Source organism: Pseudomonas sp. BNK-44-b (assembly GCF_047456245.1).
Taxonomy (GTDB): domain Bacteria; phylum Pseudomonadota; class Gammaproteobacteria; order Pseudomonadales; family Pseudomonadaceae; genus Aquipseudomonas; species Aquipseudomonas machongensis.
Map to the genome: position 1 here is coordinate 4764207 of NZ_CP179908.1, position 17610 is coordinate 4781816.

11 protein-coding genes are annotated in these 17610 nt (G+C 65.2%); 4 read left to right on the plus strand and 7 right to left on the minus strand.

Annotation, left to right across the window (positions count from 1 at the left end; genetic code table 11):
• The first annotated feature begins 16 nt into the window (after positions 1–16).
• Both ACMGGG_RS21675 and ACMGGG_RS21680 read left to right on the plus strand, forming a co-directional pair.
• A complete protein-coding gene (locus ACMGGG_RS21675) occupies positions 17–1093 on the plus strand; it encodes a hypothetical protein (protein ID WP_414154409.1) in 1077 nt (358 codons plus the stop codon).
• Between the two features lie 339 nt (positions 1094–1432).
• Complete coding sequence (locus ACMGGG_RS21680; protein WP_414154410.1) at positions 1433–3337, plus strand: DEAD/DEAH box helicase; 1905 nt, start codon at positions 1433–1435, stop codon at positions 3335–3337.
• 53 nt (positions 3338–3390) lie between these two features.
• Here ACMGGG_RS21680 and ACMGGG_RS21685 read toward each other — a convergent pair whose 3' ends face one another.
• From ACMGGG_RS21685 to ACMGGG_RS21695, 3 genes are all read right to left on the minus strand, one after another.
• The gene (locus tag ACMGGG_RS21685; protein WP_054894828.1) at positions 3391–3969 is read right to left on the minus strand and encodes a YceI family protein; all 579 of its coding nucleotides are present in this window, start codon (positions 3967–3969) and stop codon (positions 3391–3393) included.
• 34 nt (positions 3970–4003) lie between these two features.
• Positions 4004–4555: a cytochrome b gene (locus ACMGGG_RS21690; protein ID WP_063546536.1), complete on the minus strand. Its 552-nt coding sequence runs from the start codon at positions 4553–4555 to the stop codon at positions 4004–4006.
• 216 nt (positions 4556–4771) lie between these two features.
• Entirely contained in the window at positions 4772–6562 is a 1791-nt protein-coding gene (locus tag ACMGGG_RS21695) for a flavin monoamine oxidase family protein (protein ID WP_414154411.1), read from the minus strand.
• Between the two features lie 274 nt (positions 6563–6836).
• On the opposite strand from ACMGGG_RS21695, the gene ACMGGG_RS21700 reads away from it, so the two are divergent.
• Complete coding sequence (locus ACMGGG_RS21700) at positions 6837–8243, plus strand: adenosylmethionine--8-amino-7-oxononanoate transaminase (protein WP_063546540.1); 1407 nt, start codon at positions 6837–6839, stop codon at positions 8241–8243.
• Between the two features lie 122 nt (positions 8244–8365).
• On the plus strand, positions 8366–9085 hold the full coding sequence (locus ACMGGG_RS21705) for a 16S rRNA (uracil(1498)-N(3))-methyltransferase (protein ID WP_063546542.1): 720 nt from the start codon (positions 8366–8368) through the stop codon (positions 9083–9085).
• 10 nt (positions 9086–9095) lie between these two features.
• Here ACMGGG_RS21705 and trhA read toward each other — a convergent pair whose 3' ends face one another.
• From trhA to ACMGGG_RS21725, 4 genes are all read right to left on the minus strand, one after another.
• A complete protein-coding gene (gene trhA, locus ACMGGG_RS21710; RefSeq protein ID WP_063546544.1) occupies positions 9096–9713 on the minus strand; it encodes a PAQR family membrane homeostasis protein TrhA in 618 nt (205 codons plus the stop codon).
• 74 nt (positions 9714–9787) lie between these two features.
• Positions 9788–10261 (minus strand): chemotaxis protein CheW, encoded by a 474-nt coding sequence (locus tag ACMGGG_RS21715; RefSeq protein WP_414160005.1) that lies wholly within the window; start codon positions 10259–10261, stop codon positions 9788–9790.
• Positions 10254–15530: an Hpt domain-containing protein gene (locus tag ACMGGG_RS21720; RefSeq protein WP_414154412.1), complete on the minus strand. Its 5277-nt coding sequence runs from the start codon at positions 15528–15530 to the stop codon at positions 10254–10256. Before ACMGGG_RS21720 ends, ACMGGG_RS21715 begins: the two co-directional genes overlap by 8 nt.
• Positions 15512–17563 carry a methyl-accepting chemotaxis protein gene (locus ACMGGG_RS21725; protein WP_414160021.1) on the minus strand — a complete coding sequence of 684 codons (2052 nt, stop codon included), beginning with the start codon at positions 17561–17563 and terminating at the stop codon, positions 15512–15514. The genes ACMGGG_RS21720 and ACMGGG_RS21725 overlap by 19 nt, the downstream gene beginning before the upstream one ends.
• Positions 17564–17610 lie beyond the last annotated feature (47 nt).

Sequence of the window (17610 nt, forward strand, 5' to 3'; positions counted from 1 at the left end):
TGCCAGGTTTCCCTCGATGCAGCCAAGCAACCGTGACACCCCGCAACTCGTCTACCTCGCCTTCGGCCCGGCTACCTATCACCAGGAAGCGTGCTTCAGCATCGTCAGCGCCCTGGCCAACCTGCGCAAGACGCCAGGTGAAGCCATAGACATCCAGGTCTACACCGACAACCCCGAACCCTACGCCAAGCTGCCCGTCACCGTGCACCTGCTCGATGAGCACACGCGTGCAGCCTGGAACCAGCCGCACGGGTATCACTTTCGCAGCAAGCATGTGCTGCTGCGCCATGTCCTCGAACAGCACCCGCTGGCAGTGCTGATCGATACCGATACCTTTTTCCGCCAATCGCCCATAGAGCTGTTCCGCCGGGTAAAGCCCGGCAGCCTGCTGTGCAATGCCATTGGCGGTCGCTACGGCGAAAACCAGAAGTGCCTGCTGTACAAGAACCTGCTGACGCTCCTGCAACAGCGTGGCCTGGCCGACTGCCAGATGCCGCTGGTCAACTCCGGTGTCATGGGCCTGACTGCACAGGATGCAACGATCCTGGACCACTCCATCGCGCTGATGGACGAGCTTTATCCCCTGGCACGCGAGGCCTATACGCTCGAGGAGTTCTGCCTGGCGGTCGCCGCCTACCGCACGTTGCAACTGGCCACCTGCACCGACGTCATCCATCACTATTGGAGCCGCAAGGCCCAGTTCCGCGCCAAGATCCAGGCGTGGTTGCGCAAGCACGGCAACGATCCATTCGGCGAGGCCGCGATGGCCGACATCACGCTGGTCAACGATCAACTGCCTCGCCCACCCACCCTGCACCGCCTCGGCTACAAGGCAATGAGCCTCACGCTACCCAGTCGCCACCGCCAGTTCGCCCGTGAACTGCTCTATGGCTGCTACCCCTACGACAACGAATTCGACCGCGCCTGCGCCACGGCGTGGTGGGACAAGGCCCTGGAAAACTTCAATCAGCGCCAGGGCGGCATGAGCCCCGAGCAACTGCGCGAATGCTTGCGCCAACCCGGCCTTCGTCTGTCGCTGGGCACGCGTCACAAAGATATCGAACGGCATCTGATCGACGCACAGCAAGCCTGAGTACAGCCCTGCTGGCGATCGCGGAGCGCCCCTGTACTGCCCAGCATGCGCGCAACGCAAACTCCGCCGAACATTTTCTCGACGCCGTTGAGCAGCAGGATCGCAGCACATCGCGATAGCTCTGTTATACTCGGGCCTTCCCGCCCGGCTCACGCCCGGACGCTCGGCCTCGCAAAAGGCATCTCGACCAGCAGCGACGCACCCTCAAGTGCCCGCCCGCGGCCTCCAGGATGCGCAGTGTAAGCCCAGCTGGACCGGACGCGATCGCATCCCACCGATGCCCGTCGCGCCAGGCAGAACATCCCACAGGGCCCAGCCCAAACGAGAACAGGATTGCCCATGTCCTTTGCTTCCCTCGGTCTCTCCGAGGCACTTGTCCGCGCTATCGAGGCTGCGGGCTACACCCAGCCTACCCCGGTGCAACAGCGGGCCATTCCCGCCGTGTTGCAAGGCCGCGACCTGATGGTCGCCGCGCAGACTGGCACTGGTAAAACCGGTGGCTTCGCCCTGCCGATCCTCGAGCGCCTGTTCCCAGGTGGTCACCCCGACAAATCGCAGCGTCACGGCCCGCGCCAACCGCGCGTCCTGGTCCTGACCCCGACCCGCGAACTGGCCGCACAGGTCCACGACAGCTTCAAGATCTATGCCCGCGACCTGAACTTCATCAGCGCCTGCATCTTCGGCGGCGTCGGCATGAACCCACAGATCCAGGCGATGGCCAAGGGTGTCGACGTTCTGGTCGCCTGCCCGGGCCGTCTGCTCGACCTGGCCGGCCAAGGCAGCGTCGACCTGTCCAAGGTGGAAATTCTCGTTCTGGACGAAGCCGACCGCATGCTCGACATGGGCTTCATCCATGACGTGAAGAAAGTCCTCGCACGCCTGCCGGCCAAGCGCCAGAACCTGCTGTTCTCGGCGACCTTCTCCAAGGACATCACCGACCTCGCCGACAAGTTGCTGCACAACCCCGAGCGCATCGAGGTCACGCCGCCCAATACCACCGTCGAGCGTATCGAGCAGCGCGTCTACCGCCTGCCTGCCAGCCACAAGCGTGCGCTGCTGGCCCACTTGATCACCCTCGGCGCCTGGGAACAGGTGCTGGTCTTCACCCGTACCAAGCACGGCGCCAACCGCCTTGCCGAGTACCTCGAAAAGCACGGTCTGACCGCTGCCGCGATCCACGGCAACAAGAGCCAGAATGCGCGCACCAAGGCTCTGGCCGACTTCAAGGCCAACAGCGTGCGAGTGCTGGTCGCCACTGACATCGCCGCCCGTGGCCTGGACATCGACCAGTTGCCGCACGTGGTCAACTTCGAACTGCCCAACGTCGAGGAAGACTACGTTCACCGCATCGGTCGTACTGGCCGTGCTGGCCGCTCCGGTGAAGCCATTTCGCTGGTGGCACCTGACGAAGAGAAACTGCTCAAGAGCATCGAGCGGGTGACCAAGCAGAAGATCCCGGATGGCGACCTGATGGGCTTCGATGCCTCGCAGGTCGAGGCTGAGAAACCCGAGGTGCGCGAGCGCCAGCAGAACAACGGCCGTGGCGGGCGCAACCAGCAGCAACGTGCCGAAGGCAGCAAGGAAGGCAGCGGCGGACGCAAGGACAAGGGCAAGGACAAAGGCAAGGCCAAGCAACAGGCCGCCGACAAGCCTGCCGACAAGGGCACTGCGGGCGACAAGCCGCAGCAGAAGAAGCAGGAGCCACGCAAGCAGCGCGACAACAGGAAGCCGCGTCAGCAGCAGGCCGGCCAGGCCCAGGGCAATGCCCCCAAAGTACCCGCCGATCGCGACCCGGAAGAGTTCCTGGACGACGATATCGACAACTTCGGTAACCGCGCCGACTACGTCAGCCCTTACCAGAACGGCAAGAACCAGGGCCGCAACCGTCGCCCGGGCGGCAACGGCGGCCAGGCTCAAGGCCAGGGACAGCGTTCGGGTTCGGGCCAGCCTCGCAACAACAACGGTAGCGGCGGCCAGCGCCAGGGCGGCCAGGGTTCTGGCGAGAAGCGCCCCCGCAACAACAATGGTGGTGGTGCACGCCGCGATGGCAACCCGGGCCGTGCGCGCCGGGACGACAGCAACCGCCAGGAACCTGCCGTACGCAATCCGCGCGAGTCGCAGAGCACGCCTGTGATCATCCGCAAGGAATCCAAGCTCGACCGCTACCCGACGCCCGAGCAACTGGACGACCTGCCGAGCCGCCCCCGTGGCGAGCGTCCGGCGCTGTTGACCCGCAAGGGCTGACAGAAACGACAAGGGGCCGCATAGCGGCCCCTTGTCGTTTCAGATGACGCGAATCACTTCTGCTTCACGCCTTCCAGGCTGATGTCCAGATCCAGGGTCTGGGAAGTCGGGCCTGGGCCCTTGATGCCAAAGTCGTTCAGGTTCAGCGTGGTCTTGGCGTTGAAGCCAGCGCGCTCGCCACCCCACGGGTCCTTGCCCTCGCCGTTGAACACGGCCTTGAAGGTGACCGGCTTGGTCACGCCATGCAGGGTCAGGTCGCCGGTTACGTCGGCAGTCTTGTCACCGGTGGACTTGACGGCCGTGGAGACGAACTTGGCGTCCGGATATTTCTTCACGTCCAGGAAGTCGGCGCTGGCGATGTGCTTGTCGCGCTCGGCATGGTTGGACCACAGGCTGGCAGTCTTCAGGTCGACGCTGATCTTGCTGGCTTCAGGCTTGGCGCTGTCCCAGGAGAACGAACCGTCGAAGTCCTTGAATGTGCCGTGGATGAAGCTGTAGCCCAAGTGGCTGATCTTCCAGTCGACGAAAGCATGCTGGCCTTCCTTGTCGATCTTGTAGTCAGCGGCCATGGCCTGACCAGCGCCAATCAGAGCGGTACCGAGCGCCAGGGCGGCAAAAGTCTTTTTCAACATCCTTACTTCCTTCCTTTGCAATTGAGGTTGAGAGTCAAGCTTTGCGGCCCAGCATACGAGCCAGGGTCGCGTCACGGTCAATGAAATGGTGTTTCAAGGCTGCCAGGGCATGCAGGATGGCGAAAATCACCAACCCCCAGGCCAGATACAGGTGAATCACACCGGCAGTGTCCGCCTGATCGGGCAGGTTGCTGACCAGTGCCGGTACTTCGAACAGGCCGAAGACCGGAATGCCGACACCGTCGGCGGTGGAGATCAGGTAGCCGGCGGCCATGACCGCGAACAACCCCAGATACAGCGCCAGGTGCCCCAGCTTGGCGGCCATGCGGGTGAGTGCCCCGTGGCTGGCCGGAGCCGGTGGAGGTGGGCTGATCAAACGCCAGAGTACCCGCAGCAGCATGACAGCCAGTAATACCAGGCCAATGCTCTTGTGCAGGTCGGGCCCGGCTTTGCGCCAAGGATCGTAGTAGTCGAGACCGACCATCCACAGGCCCAGACCGAACAACCCGAATACGACAAGAGCTACGCCCCAGTGCAGGAAGATGCTGACCGCACCATAGCGAGAAGCAGAATTGCGCAGTTGCATGTTGGCGTATTCCCCGTGAAAGCTGTGCACAAGATAACGCGATAAGTATCGAAATAAAGCGGAAAAGTCCGCTTCTTATAATCGAAAAAATCGATAGCTTATTTTGAATTCATCTAATTAAGAAAACATTAACAGTAGGCGAACGCGGGGGACTTGCCAGGGCAGGCAACAGCGCGGGCACATCGCGGCAATGCCACGAGTGCCCGCAATGACCAATCAGTTGGCCTTGGCCTGAGTGTCGGTCGAAGGTTTCTTCTTGACGGACTCGGCTTTTGCGGCGGCCTTCTTCACCGGCTCCGTCTTGCTGGCCTGCTTGGCCGGCGGCTTGTGCGCTGGTGCGTGCTTGGCAGGTGCCGCCTTGGTCGGTGCAGCCTTGGCGGGTTGGGCCTTGACCGGTTCTTCCTTGGCCACAGGCGCAACGACCGGCGCCGCTGGTGCGGCTGCAGGAGCAGGAGCTGGCGGCGCGGGTGTCGGCTCGGCGGCCTTGGTCACCGGCTCGGTCTTGGCCACCGGTTTGTCGTCGCCACCGAACAGACGGGAGAAGAAGCCAGGCTTGTTGTCCTTGGCGGCTGCCGCGCCGACTGCCGCAGCGGCAGCGACCGGCGCCGCCTTGACCACTGGATCGAAGGATTTGCCAGCGGCCAGGTCCTCGACCTGGCCCGCGGCACGCTGGCCACTGCGCAGCGCGCCTTCCAGGGTGCCCGGGTAAAGTGCATCGGTGTGTTCGCCAGCAAAGGCGACACGTTGCACCGGGCGCTCCCACAGACGCCAGTACTTGCTGATCTGCCCCGGCCCGTAGGCCAGGTAGGCGCCGCCGGTGCCGGCGTCGGTGCTGTAGCGCTTGACCTCGTAACCGGTAAAGGCGCCACGAGCCTGAGGGTAGAAGGCATGCAGGCGAATCAGCACCTGGTCGACCATCTGCTTGTCACCGAAGGCCTGCAGCAGGCGGGCGTTGTCGCCGGACAGGTTGATCACCACATTGGCACCGCCCTTGAGCGCCGGTTCGATCCACAGCATGCCCAGGCCTGCGTTGCTGAAGATCTCGCCCGACATACGCGAGCGGCTCTCCCACACCGGGTTCTTGAACTTGAGCAGCAACTGGTCGCGCCAGCCGTAGTTGGTGCCTTTGAGTGCCGCCAGATGCTGGTTGTCCAGCCCCGGCGTCATCTGGATCTTGGCCAGCGCGCGCAGCGGCACGGCAAGAACCAGATAGTCAGCCTGGTAGCCCACGGCCCCCACCTTGACGGTGACGCCGTCCTTGTCCTGGACGATGGCGGTGACCGGCGAGCTGGTCTTGATGGTCTTGAGTTGCTTGACGAAGGCCTGTGCCAGTACCGGGCTGCCGCCGGGCAGGCGTGCGGCGCGCAGGTCACGATCGCCAACCCCACGATAGACCCGGCTCTGCTGGGCGAAATAGAGCAACGACAGGCGCGAGGGCTCGTCATAGCGAGTACGGATCTGCTGGTTGATCAACTGACGGGCGGTCGCTGGCAGTTGCAGCTTGTCCAGCCAGGTGGAGACGTTGATCTGATCGAGGGCGAACAACGTGCTGTTGGCAGCCGGGTTCAGCGGGTCATCGATCGAACGGGCCAGGTCATCGAGGGTCTTCTCGTAGCGCTTGATCGCCTCGGCGGTCGCGGGCTGCTTGGTGGCGAGGTCGGCCGCGCTGAAGTACTCGCCGTCGATCAGGTAGCCTGGGGTACGCACGAACTCGGGCGCAGGCAAGGTTTCCAGCTTGAAGCGGTCCAGGTACTGATTGAGTACCGGTTGCGCCTTGTTGTTGCCGATCCACTCGCTGGTCGCCAGCCCCGAACGGCCACCCATGCCGCCCTTGGCTTCGAGCAGGGTCACCTGCCAGCCCTTGGACTGCAGCTCATAGGCCGCCGTCAGGCCGGCCAGGCCACCGCCGACGACAATGGCCGTGGGGGTCTTGTCCTTCGCCAGCGCACCAGCGCTGGATGCACCAATCAATACCAACGCGCACAGGCGCACCCAAGCAGCAGCCATGTCGGCGAACTCCGGATCAGAAGCGAAATGTAAGTGGGGAGGATCTCCCCAGGAGAGAAGCGCTAAGAATACGTCAGGTCCCAGGAGCCTGCCAGCACAGCGCTATCAAGTGCTTCGAATGGTTCAGGTTTCTGTGGTGGGTCCTTCGCGGCGATTCGTCGTCCCGACATGCCCACTCCCACACAAGCCTGCACAAAATCCAAGGTTGTTCCTGGGGGTGCCTTTGCTTAGGCTTACGCCGTCCTACTTGCCACCCCAGCCAGGAGATCCGCCCATGGGCCTGAATCAACAGTGGATGCAGCGCGACCTCAAGGTCCTGTGGCACCCCTGCACCCAGATGAAAGACCACGAGAGCCTGCCGCTGATCCCGATCCGCCGCGGCGAGGGTGTCTGGCTCGAGGACTTCGAGGGCAAGCGCTATCTGGACGCGGTCAGCTCCTGGTGGGTCAACGTCTTCGGCCATGCCAATCCGCGCATCAACCAGCGCATCAAGGATCAGGTCGACCAGCTCGAACATGTCATCCTTGCAGGCTTCAGCCATCAGCCGGTGATCGAGCTGTCCGAGCGCCTGGTGGCCATGACCCCGGCCGGGCTGGATCGGGTGTTCTACGCCGACAACGGCTCGTCATGCATCGAAGTGGCGCTGAAGATGAGCTTCCACTACTGGCAGAACAAGGGCCAAGGCGCCAAGAAGCGCTTCGTCACCCTGACCAACAGCTACCACGGCGAAACCATCGCCGCGATGTCGGTCGGCGATGTACCGCTGTTCACCGAAACCTACAAGGCCCTGCTGCTCGACACCATCAAGGTGCCCAGCCCCGATTGCTACCTGCGCCCTGAAGGCATGGGTTGGGAGGAACACTCGCGCAACATGTTCGCAGCCATGGAGCAGACCCTGGCCGAACACCACGCCACGATCGCCGCGGTCATCGTCGAGCCGCTGATCCAGGGCGCTGGCGGCATGCGCATGTATCATCCGGTTTACCTCAAGCTGCTGCGCGAAGCCTGCGACCGTTACGGTGTGCACCTGATCCATGACGAAATCGCCGTCGGTTTCGGCCGCACCGGCACGATGTTCGCCTGCGAGCAGGCCGGTATCCGCCCAGACTTCCTTTGCCTGTCCAAAGCCCTGACCGGTGGCTACCTGCCGCTCGCCGCCTGCCTGACCACCGATGACGTGTACCAGGCCTTCTACGACGACTACCCGACCCTGCGCGCCTTCCTCCATTCGCACAGCTACACCGGCAACCCGCTGGCCTGCGCCGCCGCGCTGGCGACCCTGGACATCTTCGAGCAGGACCAGGTGATCGATGCCAACAAAGCGCTGTCGGCGCGCATGGCCAGCGCCACCGCGCACCTGGTCGATCACCCGAACGTGGCCGAAGTGCGCCAGACCGGCATGGCCCTGGCCATCGAGATGGTCAAGGACAAGGCCGGCAAGGTCGCCTATCCGTGGCAGGAACGCCGCGGCCTGAAGGTCTTCGAGCATGCCCTGACCCGCGGCGCGCTGTTGCGTCCGCTGGGCAGCGTGGTGTATTTCTTGCCGCCCTACGTGATCACCCCGGAGCAGATCGACTTCCTGGCCGAAGTGGCCAGCGAAGGCATCGATATCGCCACCCGTGACAGTGTCAGCGTGACGGTGCCTGCCGATTTCCATCCCGACTTCCGCGATCCGGGCTGACTACCACCTAACCCTGTAGGAGCGGGCTTGCCCGCGAATGCTGCAGTGCTGCCACTGGCGCATTCGCGGGCAAGCCCGCTCCCACAGAGGATGATGTCCTCACCCCTATTCCGAGCCGAACCATGAGACTGTCCCGTTTCTTCATCGACGCCCCCCTGAGCCTTGGCGAACACGAGTTGCCCGAGGCCCAGGCCCACTACATCGGCCGCGTGCTGCGCATGAGCGCCGGCGCCGCCGTGCAACTGTTCGACGGCAGTGGCCAGGAATACCTCGGCCAGTTGCTCGACGTGGGCAAGAAATCCGTGCGGGTCAGCCTCGACCAGGCCCTGCCCGGCCAACCCGATTCGCCGCTGCACATCCACCTCGGCCAGGGGCTGTCACGCGGCGAGCGCATGGACTGGGCGATCCAGAAAGCCACCGAGCTGGGCGTCAGCCAAATCACCCCGATCGTCAGCGAGCGCTGCGAAGTGCGTCTGAAGGACGAGCGCGCCGACAAGCGCCTGGCTCACTGGCGCCAGGTGGCGATCAGCGCCTGCGAACAATGCGGGCGCTCTACCCTGCCAGTGATCCACCCACCGGTGCCCCTGGCCGAATGGCTGAAAGACAGCGAGGCCGATCTCAAGCTGGTCCTGCACCCGGTGGCCGAGCCGCTGACCAGCCATGACAAACCGACACGCCTGGCCTTCCTGATCGGACCTGAGGGTGGCTTGAGCGATGCCGAAGTAGATCAGGCCAAGGGCGCCGGCTTCCACGCCGCCCGCCTCGGCCCTCGCGTACTGCGCACCGAGACGGCGCCGGTGGTGGCGCTATCGGTGGCGCAGCAGCTGTGGGGCGACTTCTAAACTCAGGCCTCTATAGCACGTAGAAGTACACCGCGACGAAGTGCATCAGGCTGCCAGCGATGACGAACAGGTGCCAGATGCCGTGCCAGTGGCGAAAGCGGCTGTCGAAGGCGAAAAAGATGATGCCGACGGTGTACAGCACACCGCCGGCCGCCAGCCAGGCAAAGCCGGCGCCACCGAGGCTGTGGAGCAGCGGCTTGACCGCCACCAGCACGATCCAGCCCATCACCGCGTAGATGATGATCGAGAGGATCCGTGCCTCGGAGCGCGGTTTGATCTCCTGGAGCATGCCGATCACCGCCAGGCCCCAGACGATGCCGAACAGGCTCCAGCCCCAGGGCCCGCGCAGACTGACCAGGCAGAACGGTGTATAGCTGCCGGCGATGAGCAGGTAGATCGACAGGTGATCGAGCTTGCGCATGACCACCTTCGCCCGGCCGCGCGTGCTGTGATAGAGCGTGGAAATGCTGTAGAGCAACAGCAGCGTAAAGCCGTAGATGGAGAAGCTGACGATCTTCCAGGGGTCGCCCTGCAAGCCCGCGACGACGATCAGCCAGATGGCACCGATACAGGCCAGGACAGCACCGACCAGGTGGGTCCAGGCGTTGAAGCGTTCACCGTAGTACATGCAGGCTCAGACCTCCACAAGGCCAATGGGTTCCTGGCGGGCAGTGGCGCGACAGGGCCCGCACGAGCATCATGCTACTGCGCCGAAGGTTGCAGATCCGCGTCACGCACCAGGCGCTCGAGCGCCGCCAGGTCCGGCACCCGCGCCACCTGCTCGCCCACCTGCACCGCCGCCAGCTCCAGCGCCCCCAGCGGCACGTCTACATAGTTCAACTGGCTGTCGAGCTTGCACGAGCGCGGGATCCCCTGCAGCAGCAGCGCCAGGTAGCGCAGCCCGGTATCGCCCAAGGCGTTGAGCACGACGATCCGCGCCCGCTCGCCACAGGGCGTTTCACCGCCACAGGCGGCCTCGAAGCCTATCAGCGGCAGACACTGCTGGCGCCAGTCGATCCAGCCCATGTGCCAGGCCGGCGCATGCAGTTCGCAGACGAACGCACGCTCGCCGATCAGCTCGGCCACCGCAACGTTGGGCAGCACCAGGGTACGGTCGCCCAGGGGCAGCAACAGCCCGGTGAGGCTGCTGCGCTGACCGGCGATATGTTCAAGCATGAGGCTGGCTCCAGTGGGCGATGCTCTGCAACAGGAGCGACTCCTGGTAAGGCTTGCCGAGGTATTCGTTGACGCCGATGGCCATGGCCCGGTCGCGGTGTTTCTGCCCGGTACGCGAGGTGATCATGATGATCGGCAAGTCGTGCAGGCGGTTGTCACGCCGCACCCGCGTCGCCACTTCGAAGCCGTCCATGCGCGGCATCTCGATGTCCAGCAGCAGCACGTCAGGGCGGTGCTCCTCCAGCAGGGCCATGGCATCGACCCCATCCTTGGCGGTCAACACGCTCATGCCGTGACGTTCCAGCAGACGGCTGGTGACCTTGCGCACGGTGACCGAGTCGTCGACCACCATCACCAGCAACGGACGCCGCGCCGCCGGGCCGAACAGCTGGCGCCGCTCGCCGTCACCCACCGGCAACCGCGCCAGGCGCCGCTGCTGGCCGCGCAGCTGACCGAGCAGGTCGAGAATCAGCACCACCCGCCCATCACCGAGCAAGGTCGCACCAGACAACCCCGGCACCGCAGCGAATTGTGGCCCCAGGCTTTTCACCACGATTTCGCGGCTCGGCGACAGGCCATCGGCCTGGATCGCAAACGACTGCTCCTGGGCATGCACCAGCAGCACCGGCAAGGGCAGGCTTTGCCCCAGCAGGCGCGGACGGCCGACATCCTGCAACAGCTCGCCCAGGTAGCGCAGGTCGTAGGCGTGCCCTGCATAGCGATAGCGCGGCGGATCCAGCTGGTAGCAGGCCTCGAGCTCGGCGGGCGGCACGCGGACGATGCCCTCGATGGTGTTGAGCGGGATGGCGTACTGCTCCTCGCCCAGGTGCACCATCAGCGCCCGGTTCAGCGATACCGTGAACGGCAAGCGGATCTGGAAGCGTGCCCCCTTGCCTGGGCTGGACTCGATGCTCATCGAGCCGCCCAACTGCTTGACCTCTTCATGGACCACATCCATGCCCAGCCCGCGCCCGGAAATCTGGGTGATCTTCTCGGCCGTGGAGAACCCCGGACGCAGGATGAACTGCAAGATCTCGTGATCGCTGAGCTGCGCCTGCGGCGCCAGCAAGCCGCGCTTGATGGCCTTCTTGCGAACCGCCTCCAGCGGCACCCCGGCGCCGTCGTCGCTCATCTCGATGACGATGTCGGCGCCCTCGTGGAGCAGGTTGAGGTGGATGGTGCCCTGCTCCGGCTTGCCTGCCGCCAGGCGCACCTCGCGCGGCTCGAGGCCATGGTCGACGGCGTTGCGCAGCATGTGCTCCAGGGGCGCGACCATGCGCTCGAGCACGCTGCGGTCCAGCTCGCCCTCGGCGTTGCCGACCACCAGTTCGACCTGTTTGCCCAGCTCGCTCGCCACCTGTCGCACCACGCGCTGCAGGCGTGGCACCAGGCGCTCGAAAGGCACCATCAGGGTGGCGGTCAGGCCTTCCTGCAACTGACTGTTGACCCGCGCCTGCTGCTGCAGCAGGCCATGCGCCTCCTGGGCCCGCAGGGTCAGGGTTTCCTTGAGGTCGAGCAAGTCGGAAGCCGATTCGAACAAGGCCCGCGACAGCTGCTGCAACTGCGAATGGCGGTCCATTTCCAGCGGGTCGAAATCGTCGTAGGCGTCGCCCTCGGCCTGCCAGCGGCTGGACATGCGGCCCTGGGTTTCGTTGTCCAGGCGCAGCAACTGGTCGCGCATGCGCTCCAGGGTGGTTTCCATTTCGCTCAAGGCGAACTGTGCATCGTTGACCTGCTGCTCGATACGACCACGAATGATCGCGTGCTCGCTGGCCAGGTTGCCCAGGTCATCGAGCAGTTCGGCATCGACCTTGACCATGTCCCCCGGCGCTCGCTCGGGTGCAGCGCTCGGCACATCGAGCGGCGCGGCCTCCACCGGCGGCTGGCCGGCGGCGCTGTCGGTCAGCGCCGCACTGGAAAAGTTGCGAATGTAGTCGATCAGCGCCGTTGCCGCGTGCAGCGGCTGCCCCAGACGTACGGCGTCGAGCATGTGCGCAAGGCGGTCGTGGCAGTTCTGCAGCAGGCTGAACAGCGCGGGCGTCGGCGGCAGGCGGCCAGCAGCGAGCAGTTCGTAGAGAAACTCCAGCTCATGGGCCAGGTCGCCAATGGCGGCGATTTCCACCATGCGCGCGCCGCCCTTGAGGGTGTGCAGGTCGCGCAGCAGGTTTTCCACCTCGACACTGCTGCGCGGGTCGGCCTGCCAGCGCGCCAACGCAGCCGCAGCGCTTTCGACGATGTCCGAGCTTTCTTCGAGGAAGACTTCCAGCAGCTCCTTGTCGCCAGGTGTTTCTGCCACCTCCGGCTCGCTGACCGGCGCATGGCGGAACTCACGCAACTCGCCGAGCAGTGCCACCGCCGAAGACGGCAGCTCGCCCTGGCGCAGGCTGTCGAGCATCTGGCCCAGCGCCGCATGGCTGCGCTGCAGCAGCTCGAACAGCGCACTGCTGGCGGCCAACCGCCGATCGACCAGCCCTTCGTAGAGCAACGCCAGCTCCTGAGCGAGCACCTCGATGGCGCCAATCGCGGCCATCTGCGCACCGCCACGCAAGGTCTGCACATCGTGCTGCAACGCCGACACCGCTGAGCTGCCTTCCGGCTCCTGTCGCCAGCGCTGCAAAGCCTGATCGGCGCTGTCGAGGATGTCGCTGGCCTCGTCGAGGAACAACTGCACCACTGCCGGCTCCGGCAGGTCCATGGCCGTGGCCAGCGGGGTCACGCCCTGCTCGCCCACCCGCCCGGTTGCCGCCGGGTCGAGCGCCCCGTCCAGCAACGCGCGCAAGCCATCCAGGCACTCGCTGCGCGGGGTGACCTCCTGCCCGGCAGCAATCTCATCGAGCATGTCGATCAGGGCTTCGTGGGCCTGCCGCGCCTGGGCGAAGAAATGCCCGTTGGCGACCAGGCTGCCCTCCTCAACCGCCCCATACAGATCGAGCAGCGCTTCGCAGAGCTCATCCACCTGCCAGAAATCGGCCAGGTGCGCACCATGGGCCAGGGTCGTCAGCTCATCAAGCAGCGTGTCCAGCTCCTGGCGTTCGCGCGGGTGCTCCTGCCAGCGCGACAACAGCGACTCGGCATCGAGCAGGATATCCATGCCCTGAGCCAGGAAGCTGGCGATCAGTTGTGGATCACGACGGTTGCGGCGGGTGTGCGGCGCTGCGTCCTGCAGCACCGCCAGGCGTGCATCCACCGCTTCGCCGACCTGCTCGATCAGTTGCGCAGCGCCAGGAATCGGTGCCAGCGGTGTGCGCTCAAGCTGGGCCAGGCCCAGCTGGAACAGGCTGCGCGACGCTTCCAGCCATTCGATATCCGCCACTTCCAAAGCCAGTTGGTGCGCCTTGTATTCACGCGCCAGGCGGTCGAAGGCGGTGGCAAGCTCTGCGATCGGCATCACCCCGGCCATGGCCGCGCTGCCCTTGAGGGTATGCAGCGCGCGTTGCAGGCTGTCGCTGACCGGGGTGTCCTGGCCTTTGGCAGCCATGAGGAAACTGTCGAGGCTGGCCAGATGGCCCTGGGCCTCGTTGCGAAAGATCTCCAGCAGTTGCGGATCGAGCCCGTCACTGTCGCTGGCAGACGCGGTGTCGTTGACCGCCAGGGCGTGCAGGTGGCTGCTGAGCTGCTCGACATCGGCCAGCCGGGGTATCTGACCAACCGCAAAGTCGGCGAGCAGGTCAGGCAGGTGCACGAAGGCCTGTTGCAGCGCCACGGCGCCCTCGCCGCTGAGCACGATGCGTCCTTCCAGCACACGGTTGAGCAGATGCTCGGCGCCCCAGGCCAGCTCGGCCACGGCGCCTGCGTGCACCATCCGCCCGCTGCCCTTGAGCGTATGCAAGGCACGGCGCAGTTCGACAAGCGCGTCGCGTTGCTGGTTGTCGGCACGCCAGCGCAACCATAGGCGTTCGATCTCCGGCAGCAGCTCAGCGGTTTCCTCCAGGAACACTTCGCGCAGCTCATCGTCGATGCCGTCATCGACACGCTGCGGCTCAGCCATGACCGGCGCTTGGCTGCAGCGCAGGCCAAGGGCGGCCAGACTGGCGCAGGCCATGTCGAGAAAACGCTGGGCATCGGCCAGCGGATCGGCGACACGCCATTGCAGGTAGCACTCCACCGCACTCAAGGCCTCGGCCAGGTGGGCCAGCTCCTGCTCCGGTGGCTCCTGCTCAAGATGCGACAACCAGCCTTGCACATAGTCGGCCGACACCCCGAACACCTCGGAGGCGGCCGGCAGCATCAGCATCGCCAACGCGCCACGCACCTGCTGCAGCAGGCCCGGCAGGGGCTGCAGACGCTGGCGCGGCCAACCGGATTCCAGACAGTCGCCGATCAGGTCCTTGGCCTGCTGCAACACCGAGAGCGACTCCTCGAACACCCGCTGGCGGATCTCGGTCACGTCCGAGCCGGGCATACCGCCTTCCAGGCCCTCGGCAAGGCCGCCCACCATGCCGTTGAGCGTCGCCTCCACGTACAACAGGGCACCGGCCACATCCATCAGCACCGCATCGTCCACGGCACGTTCGCCCTGGGCCAGGGCCTGCAAGGCGAGCACCTGGTCGATGATGACCCGGCGCGGCTGCTGGAAGCCCAGCACTGCGAGGGTATCGGCAACATGGCGCAGCGGCGCGATCAGCACATCGAGTGGGTCGCGCTGCTCGTTATCCCCCCGTACGAAGGGGTCGAGCCGCTCCTTGATCCGCACCAGGTCGTCGCACAGGGCAGTGATCACCGAGCGCAGGGCATCGCGGCCCTGGCCGGCCTGCAACTGGTCGCGCCAGTTGCCCAGCGACAGGTCGAGGTTGGCCAGATCGTTGGCCCCCGCCAGGCGCTGCGCCGCCTCTCCCATCAGGCTGTCCTGGGCCAGCGGCTCGGCGCCGCGGCACAGGCGCAACTGATTGAGCAACGGCAGCACCACCAACGGCAGGTCGTGGCGCGCCCCCCGCAGGCGCTCGAGGTAGGGCGGTAATTGCTCAAGGCCGCGGAACAGCGCACCCAGGCAATCGCCACGCGGGCTGACCTGGCCCTCGAAGAGGGCACGCCCGAGCAACTCCAATTCCTCGGCCAGGCGCGCCGCGCCATTGAGCTCGAGCATCGTCAGGCACCCTTGCACCTGATGCAGGTTGTCGACGAAGAACCCCAGCAAGGCGGGGTCGCCCGGCTCGCTGGAAAAACGCTCCAGCGCCTGCCGCGCCTGGCCCAGACAATCGGCGATGGCCGCCTTGGTCCAGCTCAGGGCGACCGTGTCGTGACGCTCGGGGCTCATTGCCGTAACGGCCATAGAACTCTCCTCAGCGCCGCTCGGCCGGGGCCTGGCAAGGTGAAACCAGACACCGAACGGCGCATCTCGCTGGCCATTCTGGCCAGGTGACGGATGCTGTCGGCGGTAGCGCCGGAACCGGCGGAGGTCTGCGCAGTGATCTGCTGGATCACCGCCATGGTGTGGGAAATCTGCCCGGCCGAGGACGTCTGCAATTGCGCCGCGTCGGAAATGCTGTGGATCAGTTCGGCCAGGTTCTGCGACACGCCCTCGATTTCAGCGAGGGCCACGCCTGCGTCCTGGGCAAGACGCGCACCACGCACCACTTCGGCGGTGGTCTGCTCCATGGAGATCACCGCTTCGTTGGTATCGGCCTGGATGGTTCGCACCAGCGCTTCGATCTGTCGGGTGGCCGACGACGAACGCTCAGCCAGGCGCTGCACTTCGTCAGCGACCACGGCGAAGCCGCGCCCCGCTTCACCCGCCAGCGAAGCCTGGATCGCCGCATTGAGGGCCAGGATGTTGGTTTGTTCGGCAATGTCGTCGATCAGGCTGACGATGTCGCCGATTTCCTGGGAAGACTCCCCCAGACGCTTGATGCGCTTGGCGGTGTCCTGAATCTGCTCGCGAATGTTATCCATGCCATGGATGGTGTTGTGCACCACCTCGTTGCCCTTGTTGGCGATGGCTACCGAACGCTCGGCGACCTTGGCCGACTCGTAGGCGTGGGCGGAAACCCGGTCGATCGACTCGACCATGTCGCCCACCGCCAGCGACGCCTCGCTGATCTGGTCGGCCTGGTGTTCCGAAGCCTTGGCCAGCTGGCGTGCGGTGTTCTGGGTGTCCTGCACCGCAGCGGCGACCTGCTCGGCGCTGTGGTTGATGGTCGCCACCAGGTCGCGCAACTGGTCCACCGAGAAGTTGATCGAGTCGGCGATGGCGCCGGTGAAGTCTTCGGTGACCGACACCGTCACCGTCAGGTCGCCATCGGCCAGCTCTTCGATTTCATCGAGCAGGCGCATGATCGCCTGCTGGTTGCGCTCGTTCTTCTCTGCCGTGTCGCGTAGTTGCCGGTTGGTGGCGCGAACCATCACCAGGCCGATGAGGATGATCGAGGCCAGCGCCAGCAGGCCGAGCACGTAGCCGCCGACGGTGTCGAGGGTGCGCCCGGCCAGGTTCTCGAAACCATTGGCCAGGTGCGAGGCTTCGTCGAGCAGGGTCTGCGACAGGCTGAAGATGTTGCTCGCGGCCTCGCGCACCCGCAGCAGCTCCGGTGAAGTCTCGAGGATTTCGTCGACCGAGCCGGAAACGAACTGGAACAGCTCGGCGATCTCGGCCAGGCGCGCACGCGCGTCCGGGTCTTCGACACGGGTCACCTGGATCGCCGGATTGCCACCGAGCATGCCCTCGAGCACCTGGCCGAAGCGGCTGGCATCACGGCCGAAGGTGTCGGCGGCCTGCACCGAGGTATCGTCACCGGCCAGCACGGTATTGACCGAACCGAGAATCCGCTCGGCCAGCAGCAACTGGCGCTGGGCCACGGCCACCTGGCTGGCCGGTGCACCGCTCTGCAGCAGGATTTCCACGACCTTTTCATACTCGACCTGCAACTGTGGCACGGTTTCGGCCAGGGTCGCCGCCACCTGGTGCAAGGACAGCACGGTCTGCTCGCTGGCCAGGATGGTGTCGGTGTTGCGCCGCAGGTTTTCCCAGTCCTGGCGCACCGCGTCCATCTCGTCGCGCACCGTGGCCGGCGCTGGCGGCAGGCCAGTGGCCTTGTCACCCTCGCGCAGGTATTTCCAGCGGCGCTCGAAATCGTTACGTGCATCGGACAGCAGCCGGAACGCCAGGGCCTTGCCCGCCGCCGCCTCGGTGGCGTTCTTGGCGATGCGCTGGGACAGCACGCGCAACTCGCCGGCATGGCCGATGTACTGCTTGTCGTGGTTGGACTGGGTGTTGAGGTAGGCGAAGTTGGCGAACAGCAGCACGATCGACAGGATCAGCACCACGAACAGCACAGTGATCTGCGCGGTGCTGCGCGGGCGCTGGGCCACGGCCTCGGGAACGACGGTTGGAGCGGGCTTGTTCACTGTCGCAGGGT